The sequence below is a fragment of the Oleidesulfovibrio vietnamensis genome (assembly GCF_055388115.1).
In genome coordinates, this window is the sequence record NZ_AP042419.1 from 3,130,335 (window position 1) to 3,150,918 (window position 20,584).

Here is a 20,584-nt window from a genome sequence, read left to right on the forward strand (position 1 = left end):
AAAGGCCATGCACAGCCGCCGGACAGCACAACAGGCAGCATGTCGCACCCACAGGGAGAACACATGGATACCGGCAGAAAACTTTTTATCATCTGGAGCAGCTGCAATGCGGAAACAGCTCACAATCTTGTCTTTATGTACGCGGTCAACAGTCTGCGCAAAGGCTGGTGGGACCACGTGCGTCTCATAGCCTGGGGCCCCAGTGCCCGCCTGCTGGCGGAAGACCCTTCCGTGCAGGCAGAACTGCCGCGTCTGCAGGATGCGGGAGTAGAACTGTGGGCCTGCCGCGCCTGCGCAGAAAGCTACGGAATAGCAGGAAGGCTGGAAACTCTGGGACTGGACGTACTGTATGTGGGAGAAGCGGTGACGCACATGCTTCAGTCTGACTGGAAGCAGCTTACCTTCTGACCTTTACCGGTATTGCCGGATACTCCGTCCTGCCATGAATAACTTCCGCTGATGCGGTGCGGCATGCCGCGCCGCATCAGCAGCCGGAACCGGCGCAGCCCCCGTCTGACCGCCATGAGCTATTTCCGGACCGGACCGCCCCGTCCGCCTGCCGGATATAATGGCGCCGCCCCCAATTCAGCACACCGATCTTTACCTTTTTCACAAGCACATGCGACGAAAAAAGCACACACTGCAAACACAAGATTGCACATATTCGTTGCACAATGATTCAACTCCTGCCTCTTTTCCTCTCTACGACAGAAAACAGCACCATTTATGATGATTATACCACGGCTTCACCCCTGAAATGCAAACAACTGTTTGCATGTGTCATACTGACTATGCAGGCAACACGGCACCGGAAAACGCCTCTGTATCAAAAAATATACGCTAACCGCATGAAATACCGCGCTTGTTCATATTTTTCACAAGCTGGCACGCACGTTGCACATTCCCTTGCACAAATCACTACCTTCCGGTGCCCGCCGGAAGCTGATTCAGAGCAAAGGGAGACTCAACATGACCAAAATAAGCAGACGACAGGCTCTTGGTGTAGTCGGCGGCAGCCTGATGGCTGGTGCAGTGGCAGGCGGAACGCTGGTGGCAGGCGGCATGACCGGACAGGCGCATGCGGCGGCACCCGGCACCGCGGCACGGTTTCAGTTCGAGGAACAGCCGTTTTCGTGGCAGCCGCACATTCTTGACCCTGAAGAATGCGCCGTTGCCGCGTATGACGGTTACTGGCACAAAGGTTTCGGCTGCGGTTACGGCGTGTTCTACGGCATTGTAGGCATGATGGCCGAAAAATACGGCGCACCGTATAACCAGTTCCCCTTCAGCATGCTCGAAGTGGGCAAAAGCGGAATTTCAGGATGGGCAACCATCTGCGGCGCCCTTCTGGGCGGTGCCAGCGCATACGCTCTGTTCTGGGGACGCAAGGAACGCGACCCCATGGTGACCGAACTGTACCGCTGGTACGAGCAGACCGCGTTCCCCATTTACAACCCCGGCACCGCAGCCAAAGGCTTTGCCGGCGACCTGCCCACCAGCATAGCCCATTCGCCGCTGTGCCACGTTTCTGTGAGCAAGTGGTGCTACGAAACCGGCATAGCCGAAAAGAGCAAAGAGCGCAGCGAACGCTGTGCACGCATAACTGCCGACGTGGCCAAAAAAGCAGTTGAAATAATGAACGCCAAACAGACAGGCGCATTTGTGGTCGAGCATAAGACACCTGAATCGGTGGAATACTGCGGCAGCTGCCACGGTGCCGGCAAAGAATCGCCCATAGTGAAAGGCAAGATGGACTGTGCTCCCTGCCACTCCGGCAGCGAACACACACAGGACAAATACAACAACCACCCGTAAGATCATTCCGCCCGCTACCGGTGACATACGTCCGCAGGCAGAACAGGCAGTCCCCGCCTGCGGCGCAGCACCGGTACACGGCCGGTTTCTGCATACCCGAACCTCCGGCAATGCCCGCTGCCGTACACAAAAAGCCCGTCCGGAAACTCCGGACGGGCTTTCGTATTTCTGTCGCATAATACGCGCGCCAGCCGCACGTCAGTCCAGAGAACATCCGCGGGCGCTCTGCGCTCTGGCCTGTTCTTCCTGCCTGCGGGCAAGCTGGTTGGCCGCGTTGTTCAGCAGCTTCACCCACACTTCGCCCGTACGCGTATTGAAAAGCAGCTTGCGGCCACGCGTGCCCTGCACCTGTTCGCTGCGTATCTCCAGCCCTTTGGCGGCCAGAACCTCACGCGCGGTCAGCACATTACGCCCGCCCACATCTATCATGCACCGGTCAGGATGTTCTTCGCGCAGCCCCATGCTGAAGGCGCCGCCGAACAGCTTCACCTCCACCTCTTCGGGATGCAGGCCGCGCTTTTCAAAGTTGCCGTACACCGCCTCTATGGCCGAATCAACAAACCGGCACGGCTCGTTACAGGGCCGGTAGCTTTGCGTGATCACCGGCAGCATTGCATGAAAGATGCCCGCCAGCTGCAGTCTGCGGCTAAAAAACGTGACCGAAACACAAGACCCCAGCACAGTGGAGATAAGCAATGCCCGCCGCGTGACGATGCCCTCGCCTATCTTCAGATGTACATGAGGCAGTCCGCAGTCGGCCAGCGCATGGGGTAAACCATGACGGGCCAGCGACATGCACTGCATGGCGGCGCGCTGTTCCGCACTGTATCCGGACATGACAGGAAGCCCTTTCCCGATACCGGACCGGACAGACACGGCACGCACCGCAAAACGGCAGGCGCGCGGAGTAAGGCCGGAATCAGGGGTTGACCAGTTCCTTCATTTCTTTACCGGCACGGAATACGGGCAGACGCTTGGGCGACACCTTCACGCTGTCTCCCGTTTTGGGGTTGCGCCCCACATAGCCCTTGTATTCCTTGACCTTGAAGGAACCGAAGCCGCGGATTTCAACCCTGTCTCCGGCTACCAGTGCTTCGCGCACGGAGTCGAAAAAGGTGTTGACCACCGCCACGGCCTCATCTTGAGACAGGTTGTAGTCCTCAGCCAGTGTCTTTACCAGTTCGCTCTTGTTCACAAGGTTCCTCCTAAGAGTCAATTACCGCAAGTACCACTATAAACTACATACATGGTTCAAGTATTCATGACAAGAAGGATAGTGAAACTATAAGCGTTCCGGTGCATTTTTTTTCCGGCACCCGTCAGATGTGGTTACGCAGCTTCAGTTCCACCGGATGCGGGTTAAGATAGTACTGCCCGGCAAGATACTCGTCACCGTATTTACGCACATAATGATTCAGCATGGTTACAGGCACTATCAACGGTACAAGGCCGTTACGGTACCGGTCTATGATTTCGACCAGTTCCTGCTTTTCATCTGTTGTAAGCTGCCTGCGGAAATAGCCCATTATATGTTGCTGCACATTGGCATGCCTGCCCGCGGTGGCACGTACCGAAAGAGCTTCCATAAGCAGCCTGCGGTATTCCGTGCGGAACTGCTCCGGGCTGTATTCGCGCACGGCGGCAACCAGCCTGCCCATTTCGCGGTATTTCTGTGTGGAATGTGCCAGCAGAAGCAGTTTATGGCGTGTATGAAACTCCACCACCGCACCGGGTGCCATGCCTGATTCCAGCAGGTCGTACCAGCGGCGCACCACAAACAGCCGTTCTATGAAGTTTTCACGCAGCACGGGGTCGTTCAGCCGGCCTTCCTCTTCCACGGGCAGCAGCGGAAAATGCTCCATGAACGTTCTGGCAAACAGCCCCGAGCCTTTGAGCACGGGCGCGCCCACGTTCTTTACCTCACGCGGGTCGGTGAAAGGATACACCTTGACCCGCTCCATGCCGGAAGAAGGCGAGCCGCGTTTGAATATGAATCCGCACAGGCCCTGTCCTTCCAGCTCGCGCACCTTGCTGTCCGCCCAGGTCTGCATCTGTTCCGTCTTGTCCTGCCATGTCTTGCTGGTCATCAGACGCGGACTGTGCACATCACCGGCCAGCCGCATGGGTTCACGCGGGGTGGGCAGCCCGCATTCCACCTCGGGACACACGGGAACAAAATCAAGATACCGCCCCAGCACGTTCACTATGTACGAGTCGAACTTATGTCCGCCGTCGTGCCGGACCTTGTTGCCCAGAAGGCACGAACTGATACCGATGCGTATGCGTTCAGTCATGTTGCGCTTTTCCTGCTATGGGTTATACTGGGGCAAAACCACCAGCAAGCGGAGATCATGCACCATGTGCGCAGACCATACCACCCGCCACGGCCTTGATGTTGTATTTTTCGACTTCGGGGGCGTCATTGCCGAAGAGGGTTTCGTCAACGGCCTGCATGCGCTGGAAAACCGTTTCGGAATAGCCTCCGGAGAGCTGCTCGCCCATGCCACGGACATCTGCTACAACGGCGGCTACGTCAACGGCAAGATGACAGAGGCCGGATTCTGGCAGGAACTGCGCCGCCGCACCGGAATTGAAGCACCGGACGAAGAGCTGCGTGAGGCCATACTCTCGCGGTTTCTCATCCGCCTGTACATGCTTGATGCCGTCAACGCCGTGCGCTGCGCAGGCATACGCGCCGTCATCGCCAGCGACCAGACAAACTGGCTGGAAGAACTGGACGCCGCACACCGCATCTACGCACAGTTCGATCTGGTATTCAATTCATACCGTGTGGGCATGAACAAGCGCAGCACAGATTTTTTCGACTTCATCTGCCAGCGCACCGGCGTACGGCCGGACCGCGCGCTCTTTATCGACGACAACGCAGGACACATCGGCAGAGCGGCATCACGCGGGCTCAACACCCTGCTGTATACCAGCTACGAGGCGTTTTACAAAGGGCTTACCGCACATATACCGGAACTGCGGCTGGAAGCCTGCGCACGATAACGCATTGCCTTTTGCCGCGTTTTGACATACCGATTGCTACCGTTCAACCTCACACAGCTGTGCCGGAGACAGGTTCCGGCAGGAACATCATCATGCAGAAAGCTACCCATTCCATAACGCCTGAAGGTTTTCCCGTCATCGGTCTGACCGCGCTTGCCGCACTGGTCTTCGCCATCATCGACTGCTGGTTCATGGCCGTTGTGTTTCTGCTGCTGTGCTGGTTCAGCGTGCATTTTTTCCGCGATCCGGAAAGGGTGGTGCCTTCGGCCCCCGGCGCAGGGGTGAGCCCCGCAGACGGCCGCATCATAAAAGTGCAGCCCATGCCCGACCCTTTCACCGGAGAACCGCGCATGTGCGTCTGCATTTTCATGAATGTCTTCAACGTGCATGTAAACCGCTTTCCGGTCAGCGGCACCGTGCAGAGCATTGCCTACCATCCGGGCAAGTACTTCAATGCGTCGTGGGACAAAGCTTCGACTGACAACGAACGCTGCGCCTATGACATAGTGGACGCCGACGGCCTGCGCTGGAGCATGGTGCAGATAGCCGGACTCATCGCCAGACGCATAGTATGCAGGGTGGAAGAAGGCGACACGCTCAGACGCGGCGAACGCTGCGGCATGATCAGGTTCGGTTCGCGGGTTGACGTTTACCTGCCGGAAGAGTATGAACCAAAGGTCACAGTGGGTGAAACCGTTTTTGCAGGGCAGACAGTACTGGCCGCAAAAAAGGAGCAACCGGCGGAATAGTGCGCCGGACAACACCCCGCAAGGAATAACGAGACAATGGACACACAGACCACACCCACCCGCAGAGGGGTGTACATTCTTCCCAACCTGTTTACCACGGCAAGCCTGTTCGCCGGCTTCCTCGGTATTCTGTGGGCTGCGGAAGGACGTGTGGAAATGTGTGCTCTGGCCATTCTCTTCAGCGCCCTTATGGACGGGCTGGACGGCAAGGTTGCCCGCCTGACCAACAGCGCCAGTGAATTCGGCGTGCAGTTCGACTCGCTGGCAGACCTTGTGGCTTTCGGGGTCACGCCCGCGTTCATGATGTACTCATGGCAGCTGCACGCGTACGGACGGCTCGGCATTGCCGTGGCGTTTCTTTTTGCGGCCTGCGGTGCGCTGCGCCTTGCCCGTTTCAATATTTCCACGGCTGTCACACCCAAAAAATTCTTCATCGGGCTGCCCATACCCGCAGCCGGATGCACCCTTTCCTCGCTGGTATTCTTCAGCATCTACGTGCCCGAGACCTTTGCAGCTGCGTTCCCCGCATTCTGCCTCGGCATCACGTTCGTTCTCGGCTTCCTGATGGTCAGCCGGTTCCGGTACGCATCATTCAAAGAATACGGCCTTATCAAGGCTCATCCGTTCAGCTCCATGGTTTCGGCCATTCTGCTGTTCGTTCTCATTATTTCGGATCCCAAACTCCTCGGGTTCCTCGTATTCGCGGGCTATCTCATTTCCGGCCCCGTATACACTCTCATTATCCTACCCCGCCGTCATCCCAAGCTGCTACGCGACCTATCCTAATCAGGATTGTCCGATAGCAAGCGCATCGTCAGATACCCGGAAGCGGAGTCTTCCCGGGACTCTACGCGCATCATAAGCCCGCAGGCCACGTGATGCAGGGAAGACGAACCCGACTCCTCCAAGCCCTGAAATAGCGGCACATAAAGCCGCATAGCCGTAGGAGTATCCCATGGCTGACAGATTGTACATTTTCGACACCACGTTGCGCGACGGCGAACAGTCGCCCGGCGCCACCATGAACATTCATGAAAAGGTGCAGCTGGCCCGCCAGCTGGAAATGGTCGGTGTGGACATTATGGAGGCCGGCTTTCCGGCTGCCAGCAAAGGCGACTTTGAAGCTGTGAAAACCATAGCCGCCACCGTGAAAAATGCACAGGTCGCCGGTCTGTGCCGCGCCGTGCAGCCCGACATCGACCACGCATGGGCAGCCATCAGAAACGCAGCACATCCGCGTATTCACACCTTTATCGCCACCTCGCCGGTGCATATGCAGTACAAACTGCGCAAATCGCCCGAACAGGTGCTGGAAATGGCGCGCGACGCAGTGCGCTATGCCGCAGGCCTGTGCTCCAATGTGGAATTCAGCGCCGAAGACGCATCGCGTTCCGACTGGGATTTTCTTACCCGCGTTGTGGAAACCGCCATTGACGCCGGTGCCACCACCATCAACATTCCCGACACCGTGGGCTATGCGCAACCGGACGAATTCGGCGCACTGGTGCGTTATGTCATGGAAAACGCGCGCAACAGCCACAAGGCCGTCTTTTCCGTCCACTGCCACAACGACCTCGGTCTGGCGGTGGCCAACACGCTGGCCGCGCTCAAAGCAGGCGCACGGCAGGCAGAGGTCACCGTATCAGGCATAGGCGAACGTGCCGGCAACGCCGCGCTGGAAGAACTTGTCATGGCCCTGCGGACACGGCATGCTTACTACGACATGGAAACAGGAATAAAGTCAGAGCAGCTTTTCCCTGCCTGCCGCCTGCTTTCCATGATCATCGGGCAGCCCATACCCGCCAACAAAGCCATTGTAGGGGCCAACGCCTTTGCGCACGAGTCAGGCATCCATCAGGACGGCATGCTGAAAAACCGCGAGACATACGAAATAATGACGCCGGAATCCGTGGGCCGCACCAAGACGGAAATCGTTCTGGGCAAGCACTCGGGCCGCAACGCCATCAACGGCAAGCTTGAAGAGCTCGGCTACCGCCTGACTCCGGAACAGACCCAGCTGGTGTTCGATGCCGTAAAGAAGCTCGCCGACAGGAAAAAACAGATCTACGACGAAGATATGGAAGCGCTGGTGCTTGAAGAGGTGTTCCGCATACCCGACATGTTCCGGCTTGTGCACCTCAGCGTGCAGGCCAGCGATACGGGAGTTCCCCCTTCCGCCGCCATTGTCATGGAAGTGGGCGGCGAACGCCGTCAGCACACCACCTTCGGCGTGGGTCCCATTGACGCGGTATTCAATGCCATATCACAGATAGTGGGACGTGCCCCGCAGCTGCGGCATTATTCGGTCAACGCCATCACCGGCGGCACCGACGCGCAGGGCGAGGTAACAGTCAAGCTGCAGGAAAACGGCAGTGCCGCGGTAGGCCGCGGTGCCGATGCTGATATCATCACAGCCAGTGCAAAAGCGTATCTCAATGCGCTGAACAGGCTTGCCAAAAAAGAACAGGAGGACAAATAGATGGCTCATACGCTTGCGCAGAAGATACTGCAGAAGCACACAGACCAGCAGGTGGGCGAAGCAGGGCAGATAGTGCGCTGCCGCGTTTCCATGGCGCTGGCCAACGACATCACCGCTCCGCTGGCCATCAAGTCCTTCAGGGCAATGGGTGCCGGCAAGGTGTTTGACAAAGACAGAGTGGCCCTTGTCATGGACCACTTCACCCCGCAGAAAGATATCGATTCGGCCATTCAGGTAAAAAACACGCGCGAATTTGCCGCGCAGATGGGCATAACACATTATTACGAAGGCGGCGAGGCCGGTGTGGAACATGCCCTGCTGCCCGAACTCGGCCTTGTGGGTCCGGGCGACATTGTGGTGGGCGCAGACAGCCACACCTGCACTTACGGCGGGCTGGGCGCATTTGCCACCGGTCTCGGCTCCACCGACGTGGCCGGAGCCATGGCGCTGGGCGAAACCTGGTTCAAGGTGCCGCCGAGCATACGCGTTTCCTACCGCGGCACCATGCCTGCCCACGTGGGAGCAAAAGACCTTGTGTTGCAGCTCATCGGGCATATCGGCGTTGACGGAGCGCTGTACAAGGCGCTGGAATTTGACGGCCCCGTGGTGGATGCCATGAGCGTGGAAGGCCGCATGACCATTGCCAATATGGCCATTGAAGCCGGCGGCAAATGCGGGCTGTTTCCCTCCGATGACCTGACGCTGGCCTACACCGCCGCCAGAGGCCGCAACGACGAAAAGCTGAGCGCCGATCAGGACGCCGTATACGAACGCAGTCTGTCATTCGACGTTTCAGACCTTGCACCGCAGATAGCCTGCCCTCACCTGCCCGAAAATGTTCGCCCGGTTACCGAAGTGCAGGGCGTGCAGATACATCAGGCTGTCATCGGCTCGTGCACCAACGGCCGCATAAGCGACCTGCGCGAGGCGGCAGCCGTGCTGCGCGGGCGCAAGGTGCACAAAAGCGTACGCTGCATCGTGCTGCCTGCCACCCCGGGCATCTGGAAGCAGGCCCTGCGCGAAGGGCTTATCGAAACCTTCATGGATGCAGGCTGCATAGTGGGCCCCGCCACCTGCGGCCCCTGTCTGGGCGGGCACATGGGGATTCTTGCCGACGGAGAACGCGCCATAGCCACCACCAACCGCAACTTCCGCGGCCGCATGGGCAGCCTTGAATCAGAGGTGTATCTTTCCAACCCGTCCGTGGCCGCGGCTTCCGCCGTGGCAGGCGAAATAGCCGACCCGCGCGGCCTGTAGCAGCAAGGAGACAACGATGCAATACAACGGCACCGCCCGCAAGGTGGGCGACCACATAGACACAGACGCAATCATCCCCGCACGGTTTCTGGTTACCACAGACCCCGCGCAGCTGGGCGCCAACTGCATGGAAGGCCTTGAACACGGGTGGGTGTCCCGCGTGCAGCAGGGTGACATTATGGTGGGCGGCAAAAACTTCGGCTGCGGTTCGTCGCGCGAGCATGCCCCCATTGCCATACTCGGTGCGGGCATGCCTGTTGTGGTGGCGCACAGCTTTGCACGCATATTCTACCGCAACGGCTTCAACATGGGACTCATCCTCATAGAAATCGGCGACGACGCGGACAGAATACACGACGGCGACGTTCTGAGCGTGGATGTGGAAAACGGGCGCATCACCAATCACACCACGGGCGATGTGATCAGCTGCCCGCCTCTGCCGCCCTTTATGCACGACATTCTGGACAAAGGCGGACTGGTGCCCTACGTGCGCGAACGTCTGGCCGCCGGAGACGCATAAATGCAGGCCGCCATGGAGTGCCTGCCCTGCATGATGGCGCAGGCTGTAAGGGTAGCCCGGCTGGCCGCCCCGGACGATGAAGCCGTGCAGCAGAACGTGGTCAGGGTGTTTGCAGACCATGTGGCACGGCACGGCCTGACCGGCAGTCCGCCGGCCATGCTGCGTCCGCTGTATGCCGCAGTGCCGCGGCTTACAGGCACCGCAGACCCTTTTGCACAGGTAAAACAACACGCCAACAGGCGGGCGGCGCAGTTGCTGCCCGGTCTGCGCAGCAGGGTTTCGGCAGCGGCCGATCCGCTGCATACCGCCCTGAACATTGCCATCATAGGCAATTACATGGATGCGGGCACAGGCATAGAATTCGACTGGGAAGGCGCGCTGGAAACCGAAAACCGGGCAGACTGGTCCGCCCGCTGGTATCCTTCCTTCCGCACGGCCCTGCAGACCGCACGCACGGTGGTCATACTGGGCGACAACTGCGGCGAAATAGTGCTGGACACCCTGCTGGTGGAACAGCTGAACGCACTGGGTCTTGACGTGACCTACGCGGTGCGCGGGGCACCGGTGCTCAACGACGCCACCATGGAAGACGCTCTTGGCTGCGGCATGACACAGCTGTGCCGTGTGGTTGATTCCGGCGCGGACAGCCCCGGAGCATATCCGGAATCGCTTTCCGCCGGATTCACACACACCCTGATGCAGGCAGATGTGGTGCTGGCCAAAGGGCAGGGCAATTTTGAAGGCCTGCGGGGCCACCTGCGACCCGTATGGTTCGCGTTCAAGGCCAAATGCGCCGTGGTGGCACAGATGCTGGACGTGCCGCAGGGCACCTCGATGTTTTTGCTTCAACAACCGTAAGCCGGAACTCTCCGGTACGGACAGGGTCAAGGAGACCATATCATGGAAATGCGCATATGCCTGCTTGCCGGTGACGGCATAGGGCCGGAGATAATGGAACAGGGCGTGCGGGTGCTGGAAACCGTGGCCGGAAAATTCGGCCACGACATGGAATTTACCGATGCGCTTATCGGCGGAGCGGCCATTGACGAAACAGGCGATCCCCTGCCGCAGGAAACCGTGGAAGCCTGCAAAGCGGCCCATGCCGTGCTGCTGGGTGCTGTGGGCGGCCCCCGCTGGGACAACCTGACCGGCGCCGAACGACCCGAAGCCGGTCTGCTCGGCATCCGCAAAGCTCTCGGCCTGTTTGCCAATCTGCGCCCCGCAAAACTTTTTCCCGAACTGGCAAGCGCCTGCTTTCTGCGGCCCGACATAGTTGCCAACGGCATTGATGTCATGGTGGTACGCGAACTGACCGGCGGCATTTATTTCGGCACTCCGGCCGGTGAAGAAACCCGTGACGGCCTGCGGACCGCCTTTAACACCATGGTGTACAACGAAGAAGAAGTCCGCCGCATCGCCCGCGTGGCTTTTGAAGCCGCCCGCAAGCGCTCCGGCAGGGTCTGCTCGGTGGACAAGGCCAACGTGCTGGCCGTGTCGCGTCTGTGGCGCGAGATAGTCACAGCCACCCACGCCGATGAATTCCCCGACGTGGAGCTTTCGCACATGTATGTTGACAACGCGGCCATGCAGCTGGTGCGCGACCCATCGCAGTTTGACGTCATCGTGACCGGCAACCTGTTCGGCGACATTCTTTCGGATGAAGCTTCGGTCATCACCGGTTCCATTGGCATGCTGCCATCGGCTTCGCTGGGTGCCGGAGGACCCGGCCTGTTCGAACCCATCCACGGCTCCGCCCCCGACATCGCCGGGCAGAACAAAGCCAACCCGCTGGCTACCATTCTTTCCACAGCCATGATGCTGCGCCACAGCTTCGGGCTGGAAAAAGAAGCCGAAGCCGTCGAAGGCGCCGTGCAACAGGTACTTAAAGCCGGCTACCGCACCGGTGACATAATGGATCAGGGCGGCACGCTGGTGGGATGCAACACCATGGGCAACCTTGTCAACGAACGCATCTGACAACCCGCAGCCCGTGTCCCGCCAACGGGGCACGGGCGCTATGGACTTGGTGGGGCAGTGAGTGTACCATCGGGCCGACACCGGAGGTATCTATGCGAGCTGCCGTTATTTTTCTTTCTCTGGCCGCATGCTTCACAGCATGGGGGCCTCCGGCAATGTCGCAGGAACCACCGCGCGAAGTGCGCATAGCCGCCGGCGAATGGCCCCCGTATATTTCCGCTGCCGGTTCCGGCATTTTTATTGATATCATCACACAGGCTTACGAGCATGCCGGCTATGTAGCGCACACCTGTGTGCTGCCGTGGCAGCGGGCCGTCAGCAAAGTGACTGACGGCTCCATGGATGTGCTGCTGGCCGTGTACGATTCACCCCGCAACCGCGAACGCTACACGCTCTCATCAGGCCTGCTGCGCATCGACAGCATGTTTGCCGTGCTTGCCGGTTCGCCGGCCGGTGCGCCCGGCCCCACAGCCGCGCATACGCTGGGAGTGGTGAAAGACAGCATGTTCGGGCCGGAATTACTGCGTAGAGGTTTTTCCCGCGTGGAACAGGCTCCCGATGAAGACAGCAACATGAAAAAGCTGCTCACCGGCCGTGTGGACGCCATTCTGGACACCGAGGCCACCCTGCTGGAATCGCTGAACAGACTTTCCGCCGTTGAACAACAGGGTATACGTCTGCTTTGTCCGCCTTTTGCTTCTCGCCCTGTCTTTGCAGCATTGCTTGCCACCAATGACAGAAGCACGCAGCTGCTTGCCGCGCTGGAAGAAGGGCTGGCCATCATGCACCGCGACGGTTGCTACGACCGCATCCGGCTGCGGTACGGGCTTACTCCCAACGCCATCGCCAATCTGCCGCGGCCTCCTGCCCCCCGCCGTGTTCAGGCCTCCGGCCTGTAGGCCGGAAACGACGGACCAGACAGGCGCCGCACGCAGGACGACCGGCCGGAAAAAAAATGCGGCCTTACGGCCGCACCTTCTGCTGCATACAAAATTCATCTGCCGGCTGACGGCAGCAGGTATTGCCCGCGCAGCAGACAGGCACCGCCGGACAACGCTGAGAAATCACGGAAAAACACTTTTGCGGACGAAAAGACGCCACACCGCGCCGGGCGGTCAGCGTCTGTCGTCAAACCGCCGCTGCCAGTCAAAATCGCGGCTGGTCACAGCATCCTCCATACGGCGGATACGCCTGTCAAGACGTGCAAACTGTTCCTTAAGCCGCGCCAGTGCCGCCTTGCGCGAAGATACATACGAAGAATAGAATTCTCCCTCGTGGATATCGCGCACCGGCATGACGGGCTTAGGCTTCATCAGCAGCCCGGCCAGAATATAAATTCCCAGCGCAGGCCAGATACCTGTCGCCAGCGCACCGAGAATGGTAAACAGGCGTATCCAGACCGGCTCGACTTCAAAATATTCGGCCAGCCCCTTGCACACACCCATTATCTTTCCGTCACGCGCGCGGTACAGCGTTCTGCCTTCCGGCGGCGGACAGGTATTGTGATTGCGGCCGCCGCGGCAGCCTGCAGGACCAAATCTTCTCATCGCTCATCCTCCCTGCGGGCGGACCGCGCATCACGCTCCAGCAGCAGCGTTTCCAATGCTTCAACCCGCTGTTCCATACGGCTCATGCCCCTGTACAATTCCTGAATCATACGGGCTTCATCCGTGGCGGCGTCCGCATCGGCACCGGGGCGTCTGTCGCGCAGCAGGCGCAGCAGCAGCACCAGTACAACGGCTATGGCTATAAGCGGCAGTATCATAAACCAGAACATGCCAAAAGAAGCAGTGTGCGGAAACATGGTGACGTAGACTCCCTGTTATCTGAAAAACGGCAGACAAAGCCGCGGCAGCGGGTGGCAACATACAGGCCAGCCATGCTACCCCAGCACGGCGCGGCATACAACCACCAGCCCCCGCACGCCCTGCCCGTTTTTTTTTACGCGGAAGGATTCACCTTGCGGCGCAGGGCATCCAGTTCACGCTCTATTTCATCCGCACCTTCCAGCTGGGCAAACCGGTCCTCAAGGTCGGGCTTGCGCTGCGGGACTTCAATCTCGGCTTCGGCTTCCATAAACTCGACCCGCTGTTCCAGCTCGTCAAAACGGCGCATGGCGTCCAGCGAAACAGCGCGGTTCACATCACGCCGAGCCTGCGTACGCACTCTGGCATGCGCATGGCGCTGCATGAGCAGGCGCTGCTTTTCACGTGCCGATGCCAGCTTTTCTTCCAGCGTGGCTATATCGTTGCGCGCCTCGGCCACCAGAGCCTCACAACCGGCCATCTCGCGCAGCAACGCATCCGCACGTTCCTGTTCGCGCCGTTTTTCCAGCAGCGCTTCGCGCGCCAGATCTTCGCGCCCGCGGCTGACAGCCAGTTCAGCCCGCTGTGCCCAGCGCTCTCTGGCCTTTTCCACCACGTCAAGCTCGCGTCCGACACGGGTGGCTTCAGCCATCGTACCGGCGCAGTTGGCCTTCAGCTCGACCAGCGTTTCTTCCATCTCGCGAATCATAAGCCTGATCAGTTTTTCAGGATCTTCTGCCTTGTCCAGCATGGCGCTCATGTTGGCACTCACGATATCCTTGAACCGGGAAAAAATACCCATGGCATCCTCCTTGGTTGGTTGGCAGTAAATAAGCACCTTCTGTGCCAGAGGCGCTCAACTGACACATCATTCTGTTTTTACAGTTTATTTTATATCGGGCACGAACACGCAATGTGGTATGCAAAACCATTTAGTAGCAATTTAAACCATATTATGGCATAAAAAACCATGAGCAGGCGTACACAGCCACATGCCGCCCACGTGGAAGCACTGGGCAGTTCCGATGTGTTTCTGGCATTTCAGGAACATGTATCCCGTGCGGCAAAGGTGGAAAGGCCCGTGCTGCTGCTGGGCGAACGCGGCACCGGCAAGGAACTGGCCGCCACCCGGCTGCACTACCTTTCGTCGCGCTGGCAGGGGCCGCTGGTCACATTGAACTGTGCGGCCATATCACCTGCCCTCATGGAATCGGAACTCTTCGGCCACGAAAGCGGTGCCTTCACCGGCGCCGAAAGACAGCGCCGGGGCAGATTCGAGCAGGCGCACGGCGGCACCCTGTTTCTGGACGAGATAGGCAACATGCCGCCGGCCATGCAGGAAAAAATTCTGCGCGTTGTCGAATACGGCGTTTTCGAGCGCGTCGGCGGTTCACACGCCGTGGAGACAGACGTGCGCATAGTGGCCGCCACCAATGTTGATCTGGCGCGCATGGCCGATGCAGGCCGGTTCAAACGGGATCTGCTGGACAGGCTGGCATTTGAGGTGCTCACGCTGCCCCCGCTGCGGGAACGGGGTGAAGACATCATGCTGCTGGCACGGCGTTTTGCCGCTTCCATGGCCGCGGAACTGGGCAGACCGGAAACGCCGCGGTTTACCCCGCACGCCGAAGCCGCCCTGAAAAATCACAGCTGGCCCGGCAACGTGCGCGAACTGAAAAACACAGTCGAGCGCGCCGTGTTTCACTCTGACGGCGCTCTCATAGATACCATAGAAACAGACCCTTTTGTCTCTCCCTGGCGGCAGGGGCTTGCGGCACCATATCCGGAACACCACGGCACAGAAAATCCGGACCCTCCTTCACAACGTCCGCAGGCGCCCTGCCCGCAAGGGGACACCGCGCCCTTTCCTTCTTCCGTGCCCGATCTTTCCATACCGCTGCAGCGGGCCGCCCATGCACTGGAGCAGGAATACCTGCGCGCCGCGCTGGAACGCACACGCCACAATCAGCGGCAGGCCGCAGAGCTGCTGGGCCTGACCTACCACCAGTTTCGCGGGTTGTTCCGCAAACATAAACAGGATATTGTCGCTGACCCGTAAGGATGTAAACACGCACACAACAGCACACAAGCGAGTAATGCCATGTCTTCCTTCAAGCGCAATGTCTACCTGAAGACAGTTCCCATACCGCAGGCTGTGGAAACCGTACGCGGGGCGCTCGACCGCGAATCGCTCGTACGCACACAGCGCGTCGCCTCGCACGAGGCCGCGGGCAGGGTGACTGCCGAAGCCGTGTACGCCCGTTTTTCCTCCCCCACATTTCACAGCGCAGCCATGGACGGTTTTGCCGTGCGCGCCGACGACACCTTTGCCGCGCGCGAAGATGCGGCGGTGACGCTGCAGGTGCAGACCGCCCGGACCGAAGGGCCGCTGCAGGCCGGACACGCCGTGGCGGTCAACACGGGACACCCGCTGCCCGAAGGTGCCGATGCCGTTATCATGATTGAAAATGTGGTTGCCGCCCTGCCCGACAGCACCGCCCCGCAAAGCATCTCCATAGAAGCACCCGCCTTTCCGTGGCAGCATGTACGCCGCATCGGTGAAGACATCGTGGCGACGGAACTGCTTTTTCCGCAGGGGCACACCCTGACCGCATACGACGTGGGCACGCTGCTTTCCGGCGGCATATGGGAAGTACGGGTGTATGAACGCATCAGAGTCCGCATTATCCCCACCGGAGACGAAGTGCTGGACTTCACGGCACGTCCGGAACCCGGTCCCGGGCAGGTCATTGAAAGCAATTCACAGGTGCTGGCCACTCTGGCGCGCGGCCTGGGCTGCGAAGTGGAAAGGGTGGCACCGGTGCCCGACGTTCCCGAAGTCATCCGGCAGGCGGTTACCGCTTCGCTGGACGACAACGTGCACCTGACGGTCATCTGTGCCGGTTCGTCGGCAGGCAGCAAGGATTACACACGCGCCACCATTGCGGCACTGGGTGAAGTGCTGGTGCACGGCATAGCCGCCATGCCCGGCAAACCTTCACTGCTGGGGCTGTGCAAGGGACGGCTGGTGGCAGGTGCACCGGGCTATCCTGTAAGCTCGGTCATCTGTTTTGAAGAACTGCTCGCCCCGCTCATAGCCTGGCTGGGACGCGGCGAGGCACCCCGCCGCGAAAGCGTCACCGTGGAAATGACGCGCAAAGTCCCCTCCAAGCTGGGAGTGGAAGAATTTCTGCGCCTTTCCGTGGGACGCGTAGGACACAAATACATGGCCACTCCGCTGGGACGCGGGGCAGGCTGCATCACCACGCTGTCGCGGGCACAGGCCGTCACACGCATACCCGCCAACGCCGAAGGTCTCGAACAGGGGCAGTCCGTACCTGCCGAGCTTATGGTATCGCGCACGGCGCTGGAACGTACTCTGGTATGTGTGGGCAGCCACGACAACACGCTGGACGCGCTGGCCGATGAACTGATGGGACTGGACACCCCATGCCGTCTCGCCTCCAGCCATGTGGGCAGCATGGGCGGCATCATGGCGGTCAAAAACGGCTCGTGCCACATGGCCGGAGTGCATCTGTTCGACCCCGATTCGGGCGACTACAATATGCCGTTCATCCGCAAATACCTGCCGGAAACACCCGCCGTACTGATCAATCTTGCCATACGGCATCAGGGTTTCATCGTACCGGCGGGCAACCCCCACAACATCCGCGGCATAGAAGACGTGGCCCGGCAAGGGCTGCGCTTCATCAACAGACAGCGCGGCGCAGGTACCCGCATACTTTTTGACTGGCACCTGAAGCAATGCGGGCTGCAGTCCGATGCAATCCGCGGCTACGGCAAGGAAGAATACACCCACATGGCCGTGGCAGCCAATGTGCTGACCGGCAGTGCCGACTGCGGGCTGGGCATACGGGCCGCCGCCAAAGCGCTGGGGCTGGATTTTGTTCCGCTGGCGCGCGAACGCTACGACCTGCTTATCCCCGAACAGTTCATGGAAGACCCGCGCGTCATGGCCGTCATGCAGCTGCTGGGCTCGCCCGCTTTTCTGGCACGCATAGAAGCGCTGGGCGGATACGAGACAACACTCACCGGACAGGTCATGCAGGCCGGTACCGCACTGGGAGAACACGGCAGATGAAACTGAAAAGTCCCATATTCGAACAAGGTGAACTGCTGCCCGCGGCCAACCCGCAACACGGCGGAGAATCACCGCCTCTTGCGTGGGAAGATGTGCCGGAAGGCACGGCATCTTTTGTGCTGCTGTGCGACGACCCCGATGCCGACGGCGGCACGGCCACGCTGTGGATGCTGTATAATCTGCCCGCAGACCTGCGGTCGCTTGAGGCCGGCATCGCCGACGATTTTGCCCCGCTCAAAGGGGCCGCTCACGGTATCAACACCAGAGGCAACTGTAGATACGATGCCCCGCAGCCATCCTGTCATCCCAGACGGGTATACTACAGGCTGTATGCGCTTGACAGCCGCCTTTCGCTGAAGGCGGGCATTGCGCGGGGGCAGCTGGTTCGCGCCATGGAAGGCCATATTATTTCCGAAGCGTGTCTGACAACCGTGGTCGGCAGCGCCCATACCGCATAACTCCTGCGGCAGCTGGCGCAGAACCTGCGGCCGGATACGCGTCCGGAAAAACAGCCGGTGAACGCACCACGGAATGATATAAAAAAGCCGCCGGTCAGATGACCGGCGGCTTTTATGCCGCGTGGGGCACCGGCAAAAATTCCGGCAGAAACTCCGGCACCGGCATGTCGCCCCGCGTTGCGGCGCACATACCCGCTAGGCTCTTCTGCCTTTTTCAAACTGTACCGCAGTGCCGTAACAGGAAAAAAATTTGCTGCCGTCGGGATGAAAGGCCACGTTTTCCTGATAGCCCACAATGGCCTGAGCTCCTTTGTTCACGGCACGCGCAGCCATACCGAAAAAAGCCTCTTCGGAGTCATAGGCGCGGCAGGCCACCAATCCCAGCACCTTGCCGATGGTCCGGCCTTCCATACTTTCCGTGGTCACCACGGGAAAACGCCCGTTGCGGAACAGTTCCTTGACAACCTCGACGTTTTCGACACAGCGCGGCTCGGGCTTTTTGCTCTTTTTTTCATTACCGCCAAGCAGAAACAACATGAAAGGCCTCCTTCACACCGCCGCGTTCCGCTTCTGCCGCAGCGGCGGGTACAGTATTGTATTCGTACCCGTTGCTATGCAAAGGTTCTGCCATTCAATTTAATTCAATATTTACAGCGCAGTAACAAAAAGACCCTTCACCATGTGCCGGAAAACCGACGCCTATTCGAGCAGCAGCGACGAAGTATCGCGCAGACGCTCTTCCAGCCCGTCAATAAGCTGTTCCAGCACCGCCACAGAGACCCCCAGACGCTGCCACGCATCTTCCTTGAATCCCGGCAGCTGGTGCATGCCGCTTACACCTATGCCCAGTCCCTTCACCACCACATCCGCCACATGAACCACCGCAGGCTCCACATGGCGGACACTCCGTTCCGGCACATGATGATGCAGGGTGGAAAAAACCAGCGACATGGGAAAATTCCACTTGCGCAGCAACATGCCTCCCAGCGTGGCATGGTCAAAACCCAGCACCCGCAGTTCGGCGTCCTGCGCCGGCATGCCGTAATCGCTGCACATGGAAAGAATGGCCGCCGCACGGTCGGGTAACAGGCTGAACACCGCAAGTCTGCCTATATCATGCAGCAGACCGGCCACAAAAAAGCGTTCCGGCTCCTCCATGCCCGCAGCCTCTGCCAGCTGGCCGGCCACCACGGCACAGGCGATGCTGTGCTGCCAGAAAAGCGACAGATCAAGATGCGCCACGGGCAGATCGCGCATGGCCCCTATGACCATGACACCCAGCGCCAGTGTTGACAGCTGCTGCCGCCCCACCAGCGCCACGGCACGCGATACCGTGTCTATACGCGAAGGAAAGCTGTAAAAAGCGCTGTTGACCATGCGCAGCAGAAATGCCGACAGCCCCGCATCGCGGCTGATCACCCGCGCCACGTCAGCCGCGGAACTGTTCTGGCTGGAAAGCACATCGCGCAGTTCGGCCACCACCGCCGGCAGCGACGGCAGTTTAACCTCGTCACGCAGCAGCGCCAGCGGGTCCAGCGGGGCAAAATCGCCGTACTGCAGGCCGGAGACATCAGGCATCTTCACCTGACAGGGACGTATTCCGCGGGCCATGTCTCTGGCCATGCGCACCGTGCCGTGACGCAGCAGCAGACGGGGCACCTCGCCGGTTGTCCCCGTGTGGCCGAAACGGGCCTCCACCACATGACGCGCTTCCTCGATAAAAGCCTCATATTCCAGAGAGTGTGAGGTTTCGTTCACGCTGATCTCCGTGCGTGGGCAGTTCGTTACAAAAGGGGCATTGTGCCCGCTGAAGCCTGATACAGATAGTTGATGACCGCGCCGACATACCAGACCATGCCGATGAGCATACATTTGAGCGAACGCAGAAAAAGCAGTGTTTTTCTGTTACGCATGGCAATGACCAGCCGCATGCTTTCCGCACGGGTGCCGCGTCGCATGGCCGATATCCAGTGCAGGCGCGTCACCCCGAACAACGCCGTGCCCAGACTGGCCAGCACAAACAGTAATCCGATGATAAGGGGAATGCCGCTCAGCACTCCGGCCGCCACCATGCGATGGCCCGAAAAGCCCGTCACCGAAATAAGCAGCGCCCCGATGGCAAACACCGACTGTGTCCGCTGGTTAAGCACGGCAAACTGCCCCTGCAGGCTTTTCCACACCTCTGCGCCTGTTTCCAGCACGCTCAGCATGTACTCGTACTCCTGCCGGATGGAGTCGGCATCGGGGTCGATATCCAGCACATTGATGGCCGCAGGAAAGACATCGGAAGAGTTTTTTCCAAACATAACCCAGTTCCTACAGGAATATCATCACCGGTTGCAAGTGACCTTTTTTGCTGTGCTTGACGGGAAACCCGCCCGCACGTAGATTGGTTCCCCACTCAATACCCCAG

At 59.6% G+C, this 20,584-nt stretch carries 23 protein-coding genes; 14 read left to right on the forward strand and 9 right to left on the reverse strand.

Annotated features, from left to right (window positions below):
* The first annotated feature begins 63 nt into the window (after positions 1–63).
* Positions 64–408 (forward strand): DsrE family protein, encoded by a 345-nt coding sequence (locus ACZ5D1_RS14055; RefSeq protein ID WP_011368955.1) that lies wholly within the window; start codon positions 64–66, stop codon positions 406–408.
* Between the two features lie 561 nt (positions 409–969).
* Positions 970–1,815, forward strand: a complete 846-nt coding sequence (locus ACZ5D1_RS14060) for a split-Soret cytochrome c (protein WP_027182334.1) — start codon at positions 970–972, stop codon at positions 1,813–1,815.
* Positions 1,816–2,013: 198 nt separating this feature from the next.
* Here the strand turns inward: ACZ5D1_RS14060 and ACZ5D1_RS14065 are convergent, their stop codons facing one another.
* The 3 genes from ACZ5D1_RS14065 to ACZ5D1_RS14075 all read right to left on the reverse strand — a co-directional run bounded on the left by ACZ5D1_RS14065 (position 2,014) and on the right by ACZ5D1_RS14075 (position 4,109).
* Entirely contained in the window at positions 2,014–2,652 is a 639-nt protein-coding gene (locus ACZ5D1_RS14065) for a chemotaxis protein CheD (protein WP_011368957.1), read from the reverse strand.
* An 82-nt stretch (positions 2,653–2,734) separates the two neighbouring features.
* On the reverse strand, positions 2,735–3,010 hold the full coding sequence (locus ACZ5D1_RS14070) for an HU family DNA-binding protein (protein WP_011368958.1): 276 nt from the start codon (positions 3,008–3,010) through the stop codon (positions 2,735–2,737).
* Positions 3,011–3,134: 124 nt separating this feature from the next.
* Positions 3,135–4,109, reverse strand: a complete 975-nt coding sequence (locus ACZ5D1_RS14075) for a YbgA family protein (RefSeq protein WP_011368959.1) — start codon at positions 4,107–4,109, stop codon at positions 3,135–3,137.
* A 64-nt stretch (positions 4,110–4,173) separates the two neighbouring features.
* Between ACZ5D1_RS14075 and ACZ5D1_RS14080 the strand changes: the two genes are divergently transcribed.
* From ACZ5D1_RS14080 to ACZ5D1_RS14120, 9 genes are all read left to right on the forward strand, one after another.
* Positions 4,174–4,824 carry an HAD family hydrolase gene (locus tag ACZ5D1_RS14080; RefSeq protein ID WP_027182332.1) on the forward strand — a complete coding sequence of 217 codons (651 nt, stop codon included), beginning with the start codon at positions 4,174–4,176 and terminating at the stop codon, positions 4,822–4,824.
* A 92-nt stretch (positions 4,825–4,916) separates the two neighbouring features.
* Positions 4,917–5,573 (forward strand): phosphatidylserine decarboxylase family protein, encoded by a 657-nt coding sequence (locus ACZ5D1_RS14085; protein ID WP_011368961.1) that lies wholly within the window; start codon positions 4,917–4,919, stop codon positions 5,571–5,573.
* A gap of 36 nt (positions 5,574–5,609) precedes the next feature.
* On the forward strand, positions 5,610–6,359 hold the full coding sequence (gene pssA, locus ACZ5D1_RS14090) for a CDP-diacylglycerol--serine O-phosphatidyltransferase (RefSeq protein ID WP_011368962.1): 750 nt from the start codon (positions 5,610–5,612) through the stop codon (positions 6,357–6,359).
* Positions 6,360–6,528: 169 nt separating this feature from the next.
* Positions 6,529–8,052, forward strand: a complete 1,524-nt coding sequence (locus tag ACZ5D1_RS14095; protein ID WP_011368963.1) for a 2-isopropylmalate synthase — start codon at positions 6,529–6,531, stop codon at positions 8,050–8,052.
* Positions 8,053–9,309, forward strand: a complete 1,257-nt coding sequence (gene leuC, locus ACZ5D1_RS14100; RefSeq protein WP_011368964.1) for a 3-isopropylmalate dehydratase large subunit — start codon at positions 8,053–8,055, stop codon at positions 9,307–9,309.
* Between the two features lie 16 nt (positions 9,310–9,325).
* Positions 9,326–9,829 (forward strand): 3-isopropylmalate dehydratase small subunit, encoded by a 504-nt coding sequence (locus ACZ5D1_RS14105; protein WP_011368965.1) that lies wholly within the window; start codon positions 9,326–9,328, stop codon positions 9,827–9,829.
* The gene (locus tag ACZ5D1_RS14110) at positions 9,830–10,687 is read left to right on the forward strand and encodes a damage-control phosphatase ARMT1 family protein (RefSeq protein WP_027182330.1); all 858 of its coding nucleotides are present in this window, start codon (positions 9,830–9,832) and stop codon (positions 10,685–10,687) included.
* A 42-nt stretch (positions 10,688–10,729) separates the two neighbouring features.
* Positions 10,730–11,806: a 3-isopropylmalate dehydrogenase gene (gene leuB / locus ACZ5D1_RS14115; protein ID WP_273192352.1), complete on the forward strand. Its 1,077-nt coding sequence runs from the start codon at positions 10,730–10,732 to the stop codon at positions 11,804–11,806.
* Between the two features lie 92 nt (positions 11,807–11,898).
* Positions 11,899–12,705: a substrate-binding periplasmic protein gene (locus ACZ5D1_RS14120; protein WP_273192350.1), complete on the forward strand. Its 807-nt coding sequence runs from the start codon at positions 11,899–11,901 to the stop codon at positions 12,703–12,705.
* A 216-nt stretch (positions 12,706–12,921) separates the two neighbouring features.
* Here ACZ5D1_RS14120 and pspC read toward each other — a convergent pair whose 3' ends face one another.
* The 3 genes from pspC to pspA all read right to left on the reverse strand — a co-directional run bounded on the left by pspC (position 12,922) and on the right by pspA (position 14,413).
* Positions 12,922–13,353, reverse strand: a complete 432-nt coding sequence (gene pspC, locus ACZ5D1_RS14125) for an envelope stress response membrane protein PspC (RefSeq protein WP_011368969.1) — start codon at positions 13,351–13,353, stop codon at positions 12,922–12,924.
* The gene (pspB, locus tag ACZ5D1_RS14130; RefSeq protein ID WP_464555212.1) at positions 13,350–13,610 is read right to left on the reverse strand and encodes an envelope stress response membrane protein PspB; all 261 of its coding nucleotides are present in this window, start codon (positions 13,608–13,610) and stop codon (positions 13,350–13,352) included. The genes pspC and pspB overlap by 4 nt, the downstream gene beginning before the upstream one ends.
* 137 nt (positions 13,611–13,747) lie before the next feature.
* Entirely contained in the window at positions 13,748–14,413 is a 666-nt protein-coding gene (pspA, locus tag ACZ5D1_RS14135) for a phage shock protein PspA (protein WP_011368971.1), read from the reverse strand.
* Positions 14,414–14,581: 168 nt separating this feature from the next.
* On the opposite strand from pspA, the gene pspF reads away from it, so the two are divergent.
* From pspF to ACZ5D1_RS14150, 3 genes are read left to right on the forward strand one after another with little or no spacing between them, the layout of a single operon-like run.
* Positions 14,582–15,670, forward strand: coding sequence for a phage shock protein operon transcriptional activator (gene pspF / locus ACZ5D1_RS14140; RefSeq protein ID WP_011368972.1), 1,089 nt, complete (start codon positions 14,582–14,584; stop codon positions 15,668–15,670).
* A gap of 42 nt (positions 15,671–15,712) precedes the next feature.
* Entirely contained in the window at positions 15,713–17,713 is a 2,001-nt protein-coding gene (locus tag ACZ5D1_RS14145; RefSeq protein ID WP_027182326.1) for a molybdopterin biosynthesis protein, read from the forward strand.
* The gene (locus ACZ5D1_RS14150; RefSeq protein WP_027182325.1) at positions 17,710–18,171 is read left to right on the forward strand and encodes a YbhB/YbcL family Raf kinase inhibitor-like protein; all 462 of its coding nucleotides are present in this window, start codon (positions 17,710–17,712) and stop codon (positions 18,169–18,171) included. Before ACZ5D1_RS14145 ends, ACZ5D1_RS14150 begins: the two co-directional genes overlap by 4 nt.
* A gap of 195 nt (positions 18,172–18,366) precedes the next feature.
* On the opposite strand, the gene ACZ5D1_RS14155 is transcribed toward ACZ5D1_RS14150, so the two are convergent.
* The 3 genes from ACZ5D1_RS14155 to ACZ5D1_RS14165 all read right to left on the reverse strand — a co-directional run bounded on the left by ACZ5D1_RS14155 (position 18,367) and on the right by ACZ5D1_RS14165 (position 20,477).
* Positions 18,367–18,708, reverse strand: coding sequence for a YbjQ family protein (locus tag ACZ5D1_RS14155; protein WP_027182324.1), 342 nt, complete (start codon positions 18,706–18,708; stop codon positions 18,367–18,369).
* 162 nt (positions 18,709–18,870) lie between these two features.
* Entirely contained in the window at positions 18,871–19,929 is a 1,059-nt protein-coding gene (locus tag ACZ5D1_RS14160) for an HDOD domain-containing protein (RefSeq protein ID WP_464555214.1), read from the reverse strand.
* 26 nt (positions 19,930–19,955) lie between these two features.
* Positions 19,956–20,477: a hypothetical protein gene (locus tag ACZ5D1_RS14165; protein WP_464555215.1), complete on the reverse strand. Its 522-nt coding sequence runs from the start codon at positions 20,475–20,477 to the stop codon at positions 19,956–19,958.
* Positions 20,478–20,584: the final 107 nt, after the last annotated feature.

What these genes read in the sequence shown, in the direction of transcription:
- ACZ5D1_RS14080 (WP_027182332.1), top strand. Translation starts at nt 4,174, where the DNA reads ATGTGCGCAGACCATACCACCCGCCACGGCCTTGATGTTGTATTTTTC.
- pspF (WP_011368972.1), top strand. Translation starts at nt 14,582, where the DNA reads ATGAGCAGGCGTACACAGCCACATGCCGCCCACGTGGAAGCACTGGGC.
- leuB (WP_273192352.1), top strand. Translation starts at nt 10,730, where the DNA reads ATGGAAATGCGCATATGCCTGCTTGCCGGTGACGGCATAGGGCCGGAG.
- pssA (WP_011368962.1), top strand. Translation starts at nt 5,610, where the DNA reads ATGGACACACAGACCACACCCACCCGCAGAGGGGTGTACATTCTTCCC.
- ACZ5D1_RS14065 (WP_011368957.1), bottom strand. Translation starts at nt 2,652, where the DNA reads ATGTCCGGATACAGTGCGGAACAGCGCGCCGCCATGCAGTGCATGTCG.
- ACZ5D1_RS14055 (WP_011368955.1), top strand. Translation starts at nt 64, where the DNA reads ATGGATACCGGCAGAAAACTTTTTATCATCTGGAGCAGCTGCAATGCG.
- leuC (WP_011368964.1), top strand. Translation starts at nt 8,053, where the DNA reads ATGGCTCATACGCTTGCGCAGAAGATACTGCAGAAGCACACAGACCAG.
- ACZ5D1_RS14155 (WP_027182324.1), bottom strand. Translation starts at nt 18,708, where the DNA reads ATGTTGTTTCTGCTTGGCGGTAATGAAAAAAAGAGCAAAAAGCCCGAG.
- ACZ5D1_RS14060 (WP_027182334.1), top strand. Translation starts at nt 970, where the DNA reads ATGACCAAAATAAGCAGACGACAGGCTCTTGGTGTAGTCGGCGGCAGC.
- ACZ5D1_RS14095 (WP_011368963.1), top strand. Translation starts at nt 6,529, where the DNA reads ATGGCTGACAGATTGTACATTTTCGACACCACGTTGCGCGACGGCGAA.
- ACZ5D1_RS14150 (WP_027182325.1), top strand. Translation starts at nt 17,710, where the DNA reads ATGAAACTGAAAAGTCCCATATTCGAACAAGGTGAACTGCTGCCCGCG.
- ACZ5D1_RS14085 (WP_011368961.1), top strand. Translation starts at nt 4,917, where the DNA reads ATGCAGAAAGCTACCCATTCCATAACGCCTGAAGGTTTTCCCGTCATC.
- pspB (WP_464555212.1), bottom strand. Translation starts at nt 13,610, where the DNA reads ATGTTTCCGCACACTGCTTCTTTTGGCATGTTCTGGTTTATGATACTG.
- ACZ5D1_RS14110 (WP_027182330.1), top strand. Translation starts at nt 9,830, where the DNA reads ATGCAGGCCGCCATGGAGTGCCTGCCCTGCATGATGGCGCAGGCTGTA.
- pspC (WP_011368969.1), bottom strand. Translation starts at nt 13,353, where the DNA reads ATGAGAAGATTTGGTCCTGCAGGCTGCCGCGGCGGCCGCAATCACAAT.
- ACZ5D1_RS14120 (WP_273192350.1), top strand. Translation starts at nt 11,899, where the DNA reads ATGCGAGCTGCCGTTATTTTTCTTTCTCTGGCCGCATGCTTCACAGCA.
- ACZ5D1_RS14105 (WP_011368965.1), top strand. Translation starts at nt 9,326, where the DNA reads ATGCAATACAACGGCACCGCCCGCAAGGTGGGCGACCACATAGACACA.
- ACZ5D1_RS14165 (WP_464555215.1), bottom strand. Translation starts at nt 20,477, where the DNA reads ATGTTTGGAAAAAACTCTTCCGATGTCTTTCCTGCGGCCATCAATGTG.
- pspA (WP_011368971.1), bottom strand. Translation starts at nt 14,413, where the DNA reads ATGGGTATTTTTTCCCGGTTCAAGGATATCGTGAGTGCCAACATGAGC.
- ACZ5D1_RS14075 (WP_011368959.1), bottom strand. Translation starts at nt 4,109, where the DNA reads ATGACTGAACGCATACGCATCGGTATCAGTTCGTGCCTTCTGGGCAAC.
- ACZ5D1_RS14145 (WP_027182326.1), top strand. Translation starts at nt 15,713, where the DNA reads ATGTCTTCCTTCAAGCGCAATGTCTACCTGAAGACAGTTCCCATACCG.